Source organism: Streptomyces sp. NPDC057002 (assembly GCF_042673825.1).
Taxonomy (GTDB): Bacteria; Actinomycetota; Actinomycetes; order Streptomycetales; family Streptomycetaceae; genus Streptomyces.
The window spans coordinates 415,212-427,900 of the sequence record NZ_JBHURZ010000007.1; the positions used below are offsets into that span (position 1 = coordinate 415,212).

Consider the following 12,689-nt stretch of genomic DNA (forward strand, 5'->3'; position numbering starts at 1 on the left):
CTCTACGGGGAGGGGCGGGGCGTCCGTCGCCGCTGTGGCAAATTTTTTTCGGACGGGTTTCCGGGGTGTTCGGGAGGGAGGTCGCGGTCGCCTACGGGAGGGCGGTGGGGGTGGCGACCGGAAGGGAGGCGGACGGTACGACGGTGACGTCCGGCGGCGTCGGAGCGGCGGACTCGACGGGCGGGTCAGGGGTCTCCGGGGTCTCCGGCAGTTCGGGGACGCCGGTCACCCGCGGCACCTCGGGGGCCGACAGCGGGGGCACCGCCGACACCGGGATCTTCGGGACTTCCGGGACCTTCGGGACTTCAGGGAGCTTCGTGGCTTCCGGGAGTGACGGGACGGACAGCGGCAGGACCGATTCGCCCGCCGGGGACTCTCCTGTCCTCCGGCCGGCCGTGTCATCCGTGGGCCGGACGCCCTGAGCCGCGGCGCCCCCGCCGCTCCCGTCGGGCCGCAGCGTCTCAGCGCCCGCGCCGGGCGAGGCGACTGCGGGCCGCGGGGCCGTACCGTCCTCGCTCCCGCCCCCGTCGAGGGCGTACGGCAGCACGAATCCGGCCGCCATCAGGGTCGCCGCCGTCGACGCCGCCGCCATGGCGTGGGCCTTGCCGAGCGGCCGGGGGCGGCCCCACCCGATCAGGAACAGGGCGAAGCCGAGGGTCGCGGCCAGCGTGTGGCGCATGGTCCGCCGGGCCCGGGCCAGCAGCGACTCCACGGTCCGGTAGCTCAGCCCCATCCGCACGGCGACCTGGCCGACGTCGAGGTCCTCCGACTTCAGCCGGAGCGCCTCGGCCTGGCGTGCGGGAAGCTCGCCGCTGCGCACGGCCAGCCACTTCGCCTCGGCCCGGTCGCACACCGCCTCCTCGACGGGGACCGGGCCGGGGGCGATCAGCGTCGGGCTGGTGCGGACCTCGGCCTCCCGGTTCACCTGCCGGTAGCGGTCGACACACAGCCGCATCGTCACGGTCGTCAGCCATGCCGCGAGCCGCTCGTCGTCCAGACCGGGACGTTCGGCGGCCCGCAGCATCGCCTCGTGCACCGCGTCCTCGGCGTCCTCCGCGCTCATCGACCTGCGCCGGGCCACCTTGAGCAGCTGCTCCCGGTGACTCCACATGCGCTGCCAACGCTCGTCGGCCGTGTCCGCCTCCGCGGGCATCTCTGTCGCCATTGAGGGCCCCTTCGCACTCATCCCACCGGGTGTCGCCGTCCGGCGGGGGGCGACATTACCGCCGAGTATCGGAGGTTGTGGAGGGGGCGGAGGTCATCGAGTCCGCGCCGTTATTGACCGGGCGGAGGCGTGCCGTGGCGGGTCGGGAGCGCCCCCAAGGGGCGCGGGGAACTGCGCGACGAGCCACAACGACGCCGCAGGCGCACGACGGCAGAAACTGCACCTCCATCGCGAGTCTCCGAGCGGAGCGCCTGGGTTAGGTTGACCCCGTGCGATTGAGAGTGGAGTTCACGACCGAGCCCTTCGACCTGGACGAGGCACCCGCGCACGCGCTGGTGGCCCGCGAGGTCGTGGAGGCCGCCGAGCTGGACGCGGTGGACGTCGGTCCGTTCGGCAACACCGCCGAGGGCGGTGCCGACGCGGTGCTCACGGCCGTGGACGCCCTGCTCCGCAAGGCCCTGGAGGCCGGCGCCACCCGGATCTCGCTCCAGGTCAACGTGGCCGAGGAGGGCGAGGCATGAGCGGCGCGGGGGACGAGCCGTTCATCGCGGCCGTGAAGCCCTTGGTGGACGCCATGGGCGGCGAGATGATCCCGCCCGACGAGGCGGGCCCCGACGATGTCGTCCTGACCTGGGAGGGCAGCGACGCCGTGGCGGTACGGCTGCCGCAGCTCGCCGACTCCCTCGATCACATCCTCGCCGCGATGGAGCGCCGCAAAGGCCCGCTGGCCGATCTGGACCGCAAGGCGAAGCAGGAGGTCGTACGGATACTCGAGGCGCGCGGCGCCTTCTCCGTACGGCACGGCGTGGAGACCGTGGCGAGCGCCCTCGGCGTCAGCCGCTTCACCGTCTACAACTACCTCAACCGCGAGAAGGGGGCCTGACCGGCCTCCCTGTCCGCGTCCGCATCCGCCTCCGTATCCGCGTAGCGAATTTTCAACAAACTGTTGACGTGTCGTCGCGGGAGGGCGTTAGCTATCGGCACGCCCGTTCAGCACGAAGGCCGTATCCGGCCACGGAGGCTCCCGTGACTTCCACTTCCACGCCGCCGGGCCTGGCCCGGTTCAACACCCTCGAGGAGCACGCGGCCCTCACCGCGCTCCACGAGGCGTGCGCCTCCACGGCGTGGGCGAAGCGGCTGCTCGCCGCCCGCCCCTACGCCACCCCCGAGGACCTGTACGCCGGCAGCGACGCCGCGATGGCGGAGCTGACGGTCGCGGACCTGGAGGAGGCGATGGCCGGCCACCCGCCCATCGGGCGCCCCAAGGCCGGCGACCCCACCTCGGCCCGGGAGCAGCGCGGCATGTCCGGCGCCTCCGACGCACTCAAGGCGGAGATGCTCGAACTGAACCTCGCCTACCAGGAGAGGTTCGGCCATGTCTTCCTGATCTGCGCCACCGGCCGGACCGGCGAGCAGATGCGCGACGCGGTCAGGGAACGGATCGGCAACCCGCCGGAGCGGGAGCGGGAGATCGTCCGCACCGAACTGGGGAAGATCAACCGCATCCGTCTGGCCCGACTCGTCGAAGAGGACTGACAGCACCATGAGCACCTCCGCCACCGCGTCCGTGTCCACCCACATCCTGGACACCAGCGTCGGCCGCCCCGCCGAGGGCGTCGCCGTCCACCTGTCCGCCCGCTCGGGGCGTGAGGCCGACTGGCAGGCGCTCGGTGGCTCCGCGACGGACGCGGACGGCCGCTGCAAGGACCTCCCGGCCCTGCCGGAGGGCACCACCCACGTACGGCTCGACTTCGCGGTGGAGCCGTACTTCGAAGAATCTGCGAAGAAGCAAGCCGATGCGCAGCAGGACGCCCCCGCGAATCGGGACAGCGGCGCCGGTGTGTTCTTCCCGGAGGTGGCGATCACTTTCGCCGTCGTACCGGGCGAGCACTACCACGTACCGCTGCTGCTCAACCCGTTCGGCTACTCCGTATACCGAGGGAGCTAGCTAGATGCCCACCATCCTGGGACAGAACCAGTACGGCAAGGCCGAGAACCGAGTCGTCAAGATCACGCGGGACGGCGCCACGCACCACATCAAGGACCTGAACGTGTCCGTGTCGCTGAGCGGCGACATGGAGGAGGTCCACTACTCCGGCTCCAACGCCAACGTCCTCCCCACCGACACCACCAAGAACACGGTGTACGCGTTCGCCAAGGAGCACGGCATAGAGTCGGCCGAGCAGTTCGGCATCCACCTCGCCCGGCACTTCGTCACCTCGCAGGAGCCGATCAAGACGGCCCGTATCCGCATCGAGGAGTACGCCTGGGAGCGGATCGAGGCCGCCGACGCCAACTCGCGGTTCATCGGCGCCGACGAGGTCAAGCACTCCTTCGTCCGCCAGGGCCAGGAGACACGGCTCACCCAGATCACCTACGACGGTGAGACGTGGGAGGTCGTCTCCGGCCTCAAGGACCTCGTCGTGATGAACTCGACCAACTCCGAGTTCTGGGGCTACGTCAAGGACAAGTACACGACGCTGAAGGAGGCCTACGACCGCATCCTGGCCACCCAGGTCTCCGCCCGCTGGCGCTTCAACTGGACCGACGACGACCAGCGCATGCCCAACTGGGAGAAGTCCTACGAGCAGACCAGGAAGCACATGCTCCAGGCCTTCGCCGAGACGTACTCGCTGTCGCTCCAGCAGACCCTGTACCAGATGGGTTCGCGGATCATCGAGAACCGCGGCGAGATCGACGAGGTCCGCTTCTCCCTGCCGAACAAGCACCACTTCCTGGTCGACCTGGAGCCGTTCGGGCTGAAGAACGACAACGAGGTGTACTTCGCCGCCGACCGCCCCTACGGCCTGATCGAGGCGACGATCCTGCGGGACGGCTGCGAGCCGCGCATCCCCGTGGACCTCACCAATCTCTGACGCTCCCTCTTTCGGCACCCGTGGCCGGGGAACCCGTCTCTCCGGCCACGGCACTCAAACATCCGGGGTCCTGCCGTGCCCACTCCACATCAGCGCAAAGGACGAACCATGGCAGCAGACCGGCGCATCGTCATCGAGAACTGCGCGATCGCGACCGTCGACGCGAACGACACCGAGTACGCCTCCGGGTACGTCGTCCTCGCCGGCAACCGCATCGAGTCGCTCGGCGCGGGCACGGCCCCCGAGGGCCTGGAGAACGTCGTACGCCGTATCGACGCCTCCGGTCACCTAGTGACCCCGGGCCTGATCAACACCCACCACCACTTCTACCAGTGGATCACCCGGGGTCTGGCGACGGACCACAACCTCTTCGACTGGCTGGTCGCGCTGTACCCGGTCTGGGCGCGCATCGACGAGCCGATGGTGCGCGCGGCGGCCCAGGGCTCGCTCGCGGTGATGGCCCGCGGCGGTGTCACCACCGCCATGGACCACCACTACGTCTTCCCGCGGGGCTCCGGCGATCTGTCCGGCGCGATCATCGGCGCCGCCCGCGACATGGGCGTCCGCTTCACCCTCGCGCGCGGCTCCATGGACCGCAGCGAGAAGGACGGCGGCCTGCCCCCGGACTTCGCCGTCGAGACCCTGGACGGCGCGCTGGCCGCGACCGAGGAGACCGTCCGGCGGCACCACGACTCCTCCTTCGACGCCATGACCCAGGTCGCCGTCGCGCCCTGCTCGCCCTTCTCCGTCTCCACCGAACTGCTGCGGGACGGCGCCCAGCTCGCCCGCCGCCTCGGCGTACGGCTCCACACCCACGGTTCGGAGACCGTGGAGGAGGAGAAGTTCTGCCACGAACTGTTCGGCATGGGCCCGACCGACTACTTCGAGTCCACCGGCTGGCTCGGCGAGGACGTGTGGATGGCGCACTGCGTCCACATGAACGACTCCGACATCGCCGCCTTCGCCCGGACGAAGACGGGCGTCGCGCACTGCCCGTCGTCCAACGCCCGCCTCGCGGCCGGTATCGCCCGCGTCCCGGACATGCTCGCCGCCGGCGTCCCGGTCGGCCTCGGCGTGGACGGCACCGCCTCTAACGAGTCGGGTGAGCTGCACACCGAGCTGCGCAACGCCCTCCTCATCAACCGCCTCGGCCCGCGCAAGGAGGCCGCCCTGAACGCCCGCCAGGCCCTGCGCCTCGGCACCCATGGCGGCGCCCAGGTCCTGGGCCGGGCGGCGGAGACCGGCTCCCTGGAGCCGGGCAAGCTCGCCGACCTGGTCCTGTGGAAGCTGGACACGGTCGCCCACGCCTCCATCGCCGACCCCGTGACCGCCCTGGTCTTCGGCGCTGCGGCCCCGGTCACCGCCTCCTTCGTCGACGGCCGGCAGATCGTCGAGGACGGGCGGCTGCTCACGGCCGACGAGGACGCCATCGCCCGCTCCACGCGGGACGAGGCCCAGCGGCTGGCGAGGATCGCCGCGCAGGGCTGAACACCCCGATGACTCCGGCCGGGAGGGACGGCTCCCGGCCGGTGGCCGTGGACCCGAGCGGGGACCACGGCGCCGTCTCCGGGGCGCGCGGATGCGTGCGCCCCGGAACGGTCCCCCGTCACCCGCATGTCCGGTCCCGCACGACCACCCGCACCACCTCCTTGACACCCACGGCAGCCATCGACGCGGCCGTGTACCCGACCGGAGGGACGCCGCCGTGGCCGACCACCCCGTTGACGAAAAACTCCCCGCGCTCAAGATGGCGACGACCGGCCTCCAGCATGTGGCCGCCATGTACGCCGGAGTCGTCGCCCCACCCCTGATCGTCGGCGCGGCCATCGGCCTGACCGCCAACGACCTGACCTTCCTCACCGGTGCATGCCTGTTCACCGCGGGCCTTGCCACGTTCCTGCAGACCCTGGGCATCTGGAAGATCGGCGCCCGGCTGCCCTTCGTCAACGGCGTCACCTTCGCCGGTGTCGCCCCCATGACCGCGATCGTCGCCTCCACCGAGGACAAGTCCGACGCCCTGCCGATCATCTTCGGCGCGGTCATCGTCGCCGGACTCCTGGGCTTCATAGCCGCCCCCTTCTTCAGCAAGGCGGTGCGCTTCTTCCCGCCGGTGGTCACGGGGACGGTCATCACCCTCATCGGCATCTCCCTCCTCCCGGTCGCCTTCGGCTGGGCGCAGGGACCCGACCCGGCGGCGAAGGGCTACGGCTCGGCGACCAACCTGGGACTGGCCGCCGTCACCCTGCTGATCGTGCTGCTCCTGCGCCGCTTCACCACCGGCTTCGTCAAGCAGATCGCGGTGCTGCTCGGCCTGGTCGCCGGCACGCTGATCGCGATCCCGTTCGGCGCCACGGACTTCGCTCCGGTCGCGGACGCGGCCGTCATCGGCTTCCCGACCCCGTTCCACTTCGGTGCCCCGCAGTTCCAGCTGGCCGCGATCATCTCGCTGTGCGTGGTGATGGTGGTCTCGATGACCGAATCGACCGCCGACATGCTGGCGTTGGGCGAGATCGTCGACCGCCCGGCCGACGAGAAGACCATCGCGGCCGGCCTGCGCGCCGACACCCTCGGCTCGGCGATCAGCCCGCTCTTCAACGGCTTCATGTGCAGCGCCTTCGCGCAGAACATCGGCCTGGTCGCGATGACGAGGATCCGCAGCCGCTACGTCGTCGCCACCGGCGGCGGTTTCCTGGTGCTGATGGGCCTGTGTCCCATGGCCGCCTCGCTGATCGCCGTCGTACCGCGCCCGGTGCTGGGCGGCGCGGGCGTGGTCCTGTTCGGCTCGGTCGCCGCCAGCGGCATCCAGACCCTGGTCAGGGCCGGCCTGGACAAGGACAACAACGTCCTGATCGTGGCCGTCTCCCTGGCCGTCGGCATCATCCCCATCACGGCGCCGGAGTTCTACCACGCCTTCCCGGAGACGGCGCGGATCGTCCTGGACTCGGGCATCTCCACGGGGTGTGTGGCGGCGGTCCTGCTGAACCTGGTCTTCAACCACCTGGGCAACAAGGACGCCCAGGACGTCACCCACCCCATGGAGGCGGGCGAGGAGATCACCGGCGCGAGCCGGTCCCCGGTCACGCCATGAGATCGGCGAGCACAGCCCCGCGCTCCGCTTAGGCTTCTGCCTCGGTCAACTCCACGTTGACCAAGGGGATCAGGGGGTCAGGGGATGAGGGGGAGTGGGCCGATGGACCACGCGACCGAGGTGTTCCAGCCACTCCAGGCGGACGATCCGCCCGTCGTGGCCGGTTACCGTCTGGCCGCCCGGCTCGGAGCGGGTGGCATGGGCCGGGTCTACCTGTCACACACGCAGGGCGGCCGCCCGGTCGCGATCAAGGTGGTGCGCCCGGAACTGGCCGACGACCCGGCCTTCCGGCGGCGTTTCCGCCGGGAGGTGGAGGCGGCCCGGCGGGTCCGGGGCGCCTACACCGCCGAGCTGATCGACGCCGACGCGGGCGGCGTACCGCCCTGGGCGGCCACGCTGTACGTGCCCGGCCCTTCCCTCACGGAGGCCGTCGCCCGGCGCGGACCGCTGCCGGTGCCCGCGGTGCTGTGGCTGATCGCGGGGGTGGCCGAGGCGCTCCAGGCCATCCACGCCGCGGGGATCGTGCACCGGGACCTCAAGCCGTCGAACGTGCTGCTGGCCGCCGACGGGCCGCGCGTGATCGACTTCGGCATCTCGCTGGCGGCGGACTTCACCTCGCACACCGCCACGGGTGCCACCGTCGGCACGCCCCACTTCATGGCGCCCGAGCAGGCCTCAGCGGGTGCGGTCACGACGGCGACCGACATCTTCGCCCTCGGCCAGACGGCGGCGTTCGCGGCGCTGGGCCGGCCGCTGTACGGGGAGGGCTCCGCGGTCGGCGTGCTGTACCGGATCGTGCACGACGAACCGGATCTGTCCCTGCTGCCCGAGCAACTCCATCCGCTGTTCGCCCGCTGCCTGGCCGCCGACCCGGAGGAACGGGCCACCCCCGGCGGAGATCGTCGCGTGGTGCCGGCAGCGACTGGGCACGGACGCCGACGCGGGCGCGGGCCCGGCCGTCTGGCGGGACGTCATGGGGCCGGAGGTGACGGTCCCGTCCCCCGTCCCCGGCTCCACCCGCGTTCTGCACACGCAGCCGCTCGTCGTCACCCAGCCCCAACCGCAGCCGATGAGTCCGAAGGAGCGCCGGGCGCGAAGACGCCGGAGCGCACTGATCACGACCGCGGCCGTCACGGCGGGGATCCTGGGGCTCGGGGGCCTGCTGTGGACCGTCCAGGACGCGGGGAACAGGTTCCACGACTGGGTGGCGGGCGCGCCGTCGACACCCGGCGCCGAGGAGTCCGGCCGGTCGTCCCGGTCGGAGTCACCCTCGCCATCCGGTCCCGCGGCCGAGGCCGGTGGCGGGACACCGCAAGCGTCAAAGCCCTCCCCGACCGCGTCCGAGCCGCCGCGCCCCATCCCGAACCCCCTCCAGTGGCTGGACGCGAAGAGTTCGCTGAGCTTCCGGAAGCCCTACCAGCGCGACGACCGCAAGGGCGATATCCGCTTGGACTGCGAGGAGACCTGTGCGCTGGAGAGCGACACCAGCGTGTTCCTCCAGATGTTCACCGACCAGGGGGTCTCCCTCGACGAGTGCCGGCTCATGCTCGCCGGCGCCGAGCGGCAGCGCTGGCCGCTGGCCTCGGCCGCGGCCGGCTCCCAGATCTGCGTCAAGCACTCCAACGGCGACATCGCCCTGCTCGTGCTGCAGACGAAGTCGACCGCGCTGCCGGAACTCGCCTTCCTCCAGACGGACATGACCATCTGGCGGGACGCCGCCTGATGGTGGAGTCGACGTTGATGTTCCAGTCGATGCCGCCTTCGGTGTCGGCGGCGGACTGAACGTGCCGCAAGAGCCTCTCCCAGGCCCCACGGTCCGCCTGCTCGCAGTGATACGGCTATTCGATGACCGCGGTGGCCTCGACCTCGACCAGGAGGTCGGGTTCCCCCAGCGCCGCAACGCCCAGCAGGGTGATCGGCTTGACCGGATCGATGCCCAGCTTCGCTGCCGCCCGGCCCACGCCCTCACCCAGCAGCGGCATCTTCTCGGGACTCCAGTCGACGACATAGACGGTCAGCTTCGCCACGTCATCGAAGGAGCCGCCGATCCCGGCCAGAGCGGTGCCGATATTGAGATAGCACTGCTCGACCTGGGCAGCGAAGTCTCCCTCGCCCACGGGGCGGCCGTCGGCATCACGGGCGACCTGACCCGCAAGGAACACCAGCTTCGATCCGGTGGCGACCGACAACTGCCGGTAGACCTCGGGCTTCGGCAGCCCCTCGGGATTGACCAGCGTCACGGACATGAACGGCCTCTTCCTCTTGGCGTCAGGAGCAGCAAGATCAGCACTCCATGAAAGCATAGCGACGCTATGTATTGTGAGGCCATGGCGAGGACGAAAGATCCAGCGGTCCGCTCTCTGCTGCTCGACCGGGCCGCACAGATGCTGCGGACGAGGCAACCGGTCACACTCCGCACCCTGGTCGCCGGAACCGGCGTGTCAACGATGGCCGTCTACACCTACTTCGGCGGCATGGACGGCCTGTGGAAAGCGTTGCGACAGGAAGGCTTCACACGCCTGGCCGCCCGACTCGCGGCCGTCAAGATGTCCTCGGACCCGGTACGAGACCTCTCCGCACTGGGGGCCGCCTACCTGGCCAATGCCATGGAGAACCCCGATCTCTACCGCGTTATGTTCGACGCGGGCTTCGACCTCGAAGACACCGGCGCCGCGGACGAAACACTGCACCGCCTCGTCCGCGCCATCGACCGGGCCAAGACCAACAGCCGCTTCCGCGACGAGGTCGACCCGCTGGAGCTGGCGACACAGAGCTGGCTCATCGGCCACGGCCTTGCCTCACTCGTCGCCACAGGCCCCCTGCCGCACCAGGCACTCGCCCACGGAGCGCCCATGCTGACCGCACTGTTCACCAGCGCAGGAGACGAACCTGACCGATGCCGCCAGTCGGTCGAACGCGGCTGGGGCCGGCCGGATGCCCCCGGCCGGGCTCGGCTCTCGTGACCGGGAGACAGGCCCTAGAGCCCGAACAGCCCCGGGTCCGTGGCCAGTTCCTTGAAGACCTTCGCGGGGTCGGCGACCAGCCTGCGTTCCTTGAGATCCAGGATGCCGCCGACCGCCGTGATCTCGGCCGCCACCGTGCCGTCGGTCTTGCGGACGGTCTGCTCGATACGGAACGTCTTGCCGCTGCCCCAGTCGAAGGCGCACGTCACCTCGACCTCGTCGCCCGCGAGCAGCTCCCGTTTGTAGCGGATGGTCGTCTCCAGGGCCACCGGGCCCACGCCGGTGCCCGTGAGCGCGGACTGGCTGATCCCCGCGGCGTGCAGCAACGACCAGCGGGCGTGCTCCGCGTAGTTCAGGTACACGCTCTGGTTGAGGTGGCCCTGCACATCGGTCTCGTAACCACGGACGGTCACAGGGACGGAAAACGGCTCGCTCACGGCATTCCCCTCTCGCACCGGACTCTCTCGCACCGGACTCTGATGCATCGCACATCGATCCACTGATCTTGGCATGTTCATCACGCTCTGCGCGGCGAAGCCAGGAGATACCGGGTTCCGGTTCGCGGTTCGCGGTGGTCGCTCACCTGCCAGCCTGCCCCCTCCAGGGTCGCCGCGCAGGCGCGCAGTGCCTCGCCGTCCGGCTCGTGCACGGCCACGGCCTCCGGCTGCGGAGTCGTCCGCACCCGGTACCCCGAGGCGCCCGGCCCCGGCCCGGCCGGAGGGTGCCCGGCCGCCTCCAGGGCGAGCGCGGCGGCCTCCGCCAGATGCGCACGCTCCCAGCCGCACGGCCGGTCCGTGGCCCCGTCCGGGTTGGTCATCCGGCGCAGCTCCAGCAGGCCCTGCCAGGCGCTGTGCACCTCACGGCGCCGGACCGGCCGCCCGGTTTCCGGCGCCGCCTCCTCACCCCCGAGGCGCGCAGCGAAGACGCCCGCCGACGCGGGGGCCTCACCGGCCGGCTCGGGCGTCCCCGTCACGCCCTGCCGTACCCGATGCCCCTCCGGCGTCAGAAAGTGATCGTGCGGCGGCCGGGGGTGCCGGAAGGCCAGCCCCCGCTTCACCAGCGCCGCGAGCTGCGCCTCCGTACCCCGGAGCCGCCCGGTCACCGGGTCGGCGGCGTCGATGACACGCCGCTGCGCGGCGGTCGGCGGTCGGGTCACGGCGCGCTCCTCTCCGGCGCAGGCCTCGGGGCACTCGCCCCATCTGCTCGAAGGCTACGACCCGCCACTGACATTCCCCGCCGGGACAGCTCCCCGCCCAGGGCGTCCGTGTCAGACGAGGTCCCGGCGGCGGCCCACGGGCACCGCGAGCAGATACAGCGGCGGCAGGAGCGCGGCCGCGCACACCATCCACAGGGTCGCGTGCGTCCCCGCGTACGTGGCGAGCAGGCCGGCGCTGAGGGCGCCGAGGGGCTGGGCGCCCCAGGAGACGAAGCGGACGGTGGCCATGACGCGGGAGAGAAGCTCGGGCGGCGACTCGGTCTGGCGGTGGGTGCGGGTGGTGATCGACCCGATGGCGACGCCGCAGGCGAAGCCGGCGTTGCCCAGGGCGAACCAGTACGCGTCGGCGGCGGATGTGGTCAGCGGGACCAGCAGGGCGGCACCGCCCCCGGCCAGCGCCGCACCGACGAGGCCCCGGGCCGTGCCGAACCGCCGGGTGAGCCGAACCGCCACGGCGGCTCCCGCGAGCGCGCCGACTCCGTCCAGGGCGAGCACCAAGCCGAGTTCTCCGGGCGTCAGTCCGGCCTCCCTGACCAGATACAAGGGAGTGAGGGCGACCAGGGCGGCGCAGACGAAGTTCGTCGCGGTGGCCCAGAGCATGCAGGGCAGCATCACCGGGTGCCGCGTCACATACGTCCAGCCCTCGCGGATCAGCCGGAGGGCGCCGTCGCCGGAGCGGGGAGCGGGACGGCGCTCGGGGAGCGTACGCAGCAGCACGGCGGAGAGCAGATAGCTGGCCGAGTCCACGAGCAGTGCCCCGACCGGGCCCGCGGCCTGCACGAGGAGGCCGCCCCCGGAAGGCCCTCCGGTCTCGGTGACGGCGTGTGTGCCGGACATCAGGCTGTTGCGGGCGGCGAGCTGCCGGTCCGGGACGATGGCGGGCAGAAAGGTCGAGTTGCCGATGTCGAAGAGCACGGTCGCGGCGCCGGTGACCAGAGCGGCGAGCAACAGGTGCGGGTAGGTGAGCCGGTCGAGCCACCAGGCGAGCGGGAGGGATCCGACGGCGGCGAACCGTACGAGATCGAGGGTGACCTGGAGGCGGCGGAGCGGGACGCGCTGGGCGATCACTCCGGCCGGGAGGCTGAGCAGCAGCCAGGAGATCTGTCCGGCGGCGGCGAGCAGGGCAGCCTGGAGCGCGGTGGCGTCGAGGACTGTGAGGGCGACCAGGGGGAGGGCGAGGGCGGTCACGGCCGTGCCCGCGTTGCTGACGGTGGCAGCGGCCCAATAGCGCCAGAAGACGGCCGGAGGCGTGGTCGCGTGGTGAGTGCGGTGGAGATCGCGCTCCGGGACCGTCGGCGTCTCGCTCATGCGATGCCCTTCAGTGAGTCTCTTTTGGGAACTTACCTGACTTCGAATCAGTTCCTATCCGGAACTGACCCCA

The 12,689-nt window shown here is 71.2% G+C and carries 13 protein-coding genes and 1 pseudogene; 9 read left to right on the top strand and 5 right to left on the bottom strand.

Annotated elements, in window-relative coordinates; all coding sequences use genetic code 11:
- Positions 1 to 91: 91 nt before the first annotated feature.
- Positions 92 to 1,165, bottom strand: coding sequence for a sigma-70 family RNA polymerase sigma factor (locus ACFT32_RS32880; protein WP_382496561.1), 1,074 nt, complete (start codon positions 1,163 to 1,165; stop codon positions 92 to 94).
- A 269-nt stretch (positions 1,166 to 1,434) separates the two neighbouring features.
- On the opposite strand from ACFT32_RS32880, the gene ACFT32_RS32885 reads away from it, so the two are divergent.
- The 8 genes and pseudogenes from ACFT32_RS32885 to ACFT32_RS32920 all read left to right on the top strand — a co-directional run bounded on the left by ACFT32_RS32885 (position 1,435) and on the right by ACFT32_RS32920 (position 8,852).
- Positions 1,435 to 1,686: a hypothetical protein gene (locus ACFT32_RS32885; RefSeq protein WP_184588829.1), complete on the top strand. Its 252-nt coding sequence runs from the start codon at positions 1,435 to 1,437 to the stop codon at positions 1,684 to 1,686.
- Positions 1,683 to 2,048, top strand: coding sequence for a helix-turn-helix domain-containing protein (locus tag ACFT32_RS32890; RefSeq protein WP_382496563.1), 366 nt, complete (start codon positions 1,683 to 1,685; stop codon positions 2,046 to 2,048). The genes ACFT32_RS32885 and ACFT32_RS32890 overlap by 4 nt, the downstream gene beginning before the upstream one ends.
- Positions 2,049 to 2,191: 143 nt before the next feature.
- A complete protein-coding gene (uraD, locus tag ACFT32_RS32895; protein ID WP_382496565.1) occupies positions 2,192 to 2,701 on the top strand; it encodes a 2-oxo-4-hydroxy-4-carboxy-5-ureidoimidazoline decarboxylase in 510 nt (169 codons plus the stop codon).
- Positions 2,702 to 2,708: 7 nt separating this feature from the next.
- A complete protein-coding gene (gene uraH / locus ACFT32_RS32900; protein WP_382496567.1) occupies positions 2,709 to 3,113 on the top strand; it encodes a hydroxyisourate hydrolase in 405 nt (134 codons plus the stop codon).
- Between the two features lie 4 nt (positions 3,114 to 3,117).
- Entirely contained in the window at positions 3,118 to 4,041 is a 924-nt protein-coding gene (gene pucL, locus ACFT32_RS32905; protein WP_382496569.1) for a factor-independent urate hydroxylase, read from the top strand.
- A gap of 108 nt (positions 4,042 to 4,149) precedes the next feature.
- Positions 4,150 to 5,529, top strand: coding sequence for an 8-oxoguanine deaminase (locus ACFT32_RS32910; protein WP_382496571.1), 1,380 nt, complete (start codon positions 4,150 to 4,152; stop codon positions 5,527 to 5,529).
- A gap of 217 nt (positions 5,530 to 5,746) precedes the next feature.
- On the top strand, positions 5,747 to 7,129 hold the full coding sequence (locus tag ACFT32_RS32915) for a nucleobase:cation symporter-2 family protein (protein ID WP_382496573.1): 1,383 nt from the start codon (positions 5,747 to 5,749) through the stop codon (positions 7,127 to 7,129).
- Positions 7,130 to 7,231: 102 nt separating this feature from the next.
- Positions 7,232 to 8,852 (top strand): annotated as a pseudogene (locus ACFT32_RS32920) (serine/threonine-protein kinase).
- A gap of 115 nt (positions 8,853 to 8,967) precedes the next feature.
- Here ACFT32_RS32920 and ACFT32_RS32925 read toward each other — a convergent pair.
- Entirely contained in the window at positions 8,968 to 9,375 is a 408-nt protein-coding gene (locus ACFT32_RS32925) for a RidA family protein (protein WP_345598203.1), read from the bottom strand.
- Positions 9,376 to 9,456: 81 nt separating this feature from the next.
- Here ACFT32_RS32925 and ACFT32_RS32930 point away from each other — a divergent pair, with 81 nt between their 5' ends.
- Positions 9,457 to 10,092, top strand: coding sequence for a TetR/AcrR family transcriptional regulator (locus ACFT32_RS32930; RefSeq protein WP_382496575.1), 636 nt, complete (start codon positions 9,457 to 9,459; stop codon positions 10,090 to 10,092).
- A 14-nt stretch (positions 10,093 to 10,106) separates the two neighbouring features.
- On the opposite strand, the gene ACFT32_RS32935 is transcribed toward ACFT32_RS32930, so the two are convergent.
- The 3 genes from ACFT32_RS32935 to ACFT32_RS32945 form a co-directional block, all read right to left on the bottom strand.
- Positions 10,107 to 10,529: a thioesterase family protein gene (locus ACFT32_RS32935; protein ID WP_189721349.1), complete on the bottom strand. Its 423-nt coding sequence runs from the start codon at positions 10,527 to 10,529 to the stop codon at positions 10,107 to 10,109.
- An 80-nt stretch (positions 10,530 to 10,609) separates the two neighbouring features.
- Positions 10,610 to 11,248 carry a hypothetical protein gene (locus ACFT32_RS32940; RefSeq protein ID WP_382496577.1) on the bottom strand — a complete coding sequence of 213 codons (639 nt, stop codon included), beginning with the start codon at positions 11,246 to 11,248 and terminating at the stop codon, positions 10,610 to 10,612.
- Between the two features lie 111 nt (positions 11,249 to 11,359).
- Positions 11,360 to 12,616: an MFS transporter gene (locus ACFT32_RS32945; RefSeq protein WP_382496579.1), complete on the bottom strand. Its 1,257-nt coding sequence runs from the start codon at positions 12,614 to 12,616 to the stop codon at positions 11,360 to 11,362.
- Positions 12,617 to 12,689: the final 73 nt, after the last annotated feature.

Coding starts and splice junctions, on each gene's coding strand:
- ACFT32_RS32880 (WP_382496561.1), bottom strand. CDS start 1,165: ATGGCGACAGAGATGCCCGCGGAGGCGGACACGGCCGACGAGCGTTGG.
- ACFT32_RS32890 (WP_382496563.1), top strand. CDS start 1,683: ATGAGCGGCGCGGGGGACGAGCCGTTCATCGCGGCCGTGAAGCCCTTG.
- uraH (WP_382496567.1), top strand. CDS start 2,709: ATGAGCACCTCCGCCACCGCGTCCGTGTCCACCCACATCCTGGACACC.
- pucL (WP_382496569.1), top strand. CDS start 3,118: ATGCCCACCATCCTGGGACAGAACCAGTACGGCAAGGCCGAGAACCGA.
- ACFT32_RS32910 (WP_382496571.1), top strand. CDS start 4,150: ATGGCAGCAGACCGGCGCATCGTCATCGAGAACTGCGCGATCGCGACC.
- ACFT32_RS32925 (WP_345598203.1), bottom strand. CDS start 9,375: ATGTCCGTGACGCTGGTCAATCCCGAGGGGCTGCCGAAGCCCGAGGTC.
- ACFT32_RS32930 (WP_382496575.1), top strand. CDS start 9,457: ATGGCGAGGACGAAAGATCCAGCGGTCCGCTCTCTGCTGCTCGACCGG.
- ACFT32_RS32945 (WP_382496579.1), bottom strand. CDS start 12,616: ATGAGCGAGACGCCGACGGTCCCGGAGCGCGATCTCCACCGCACTCAC.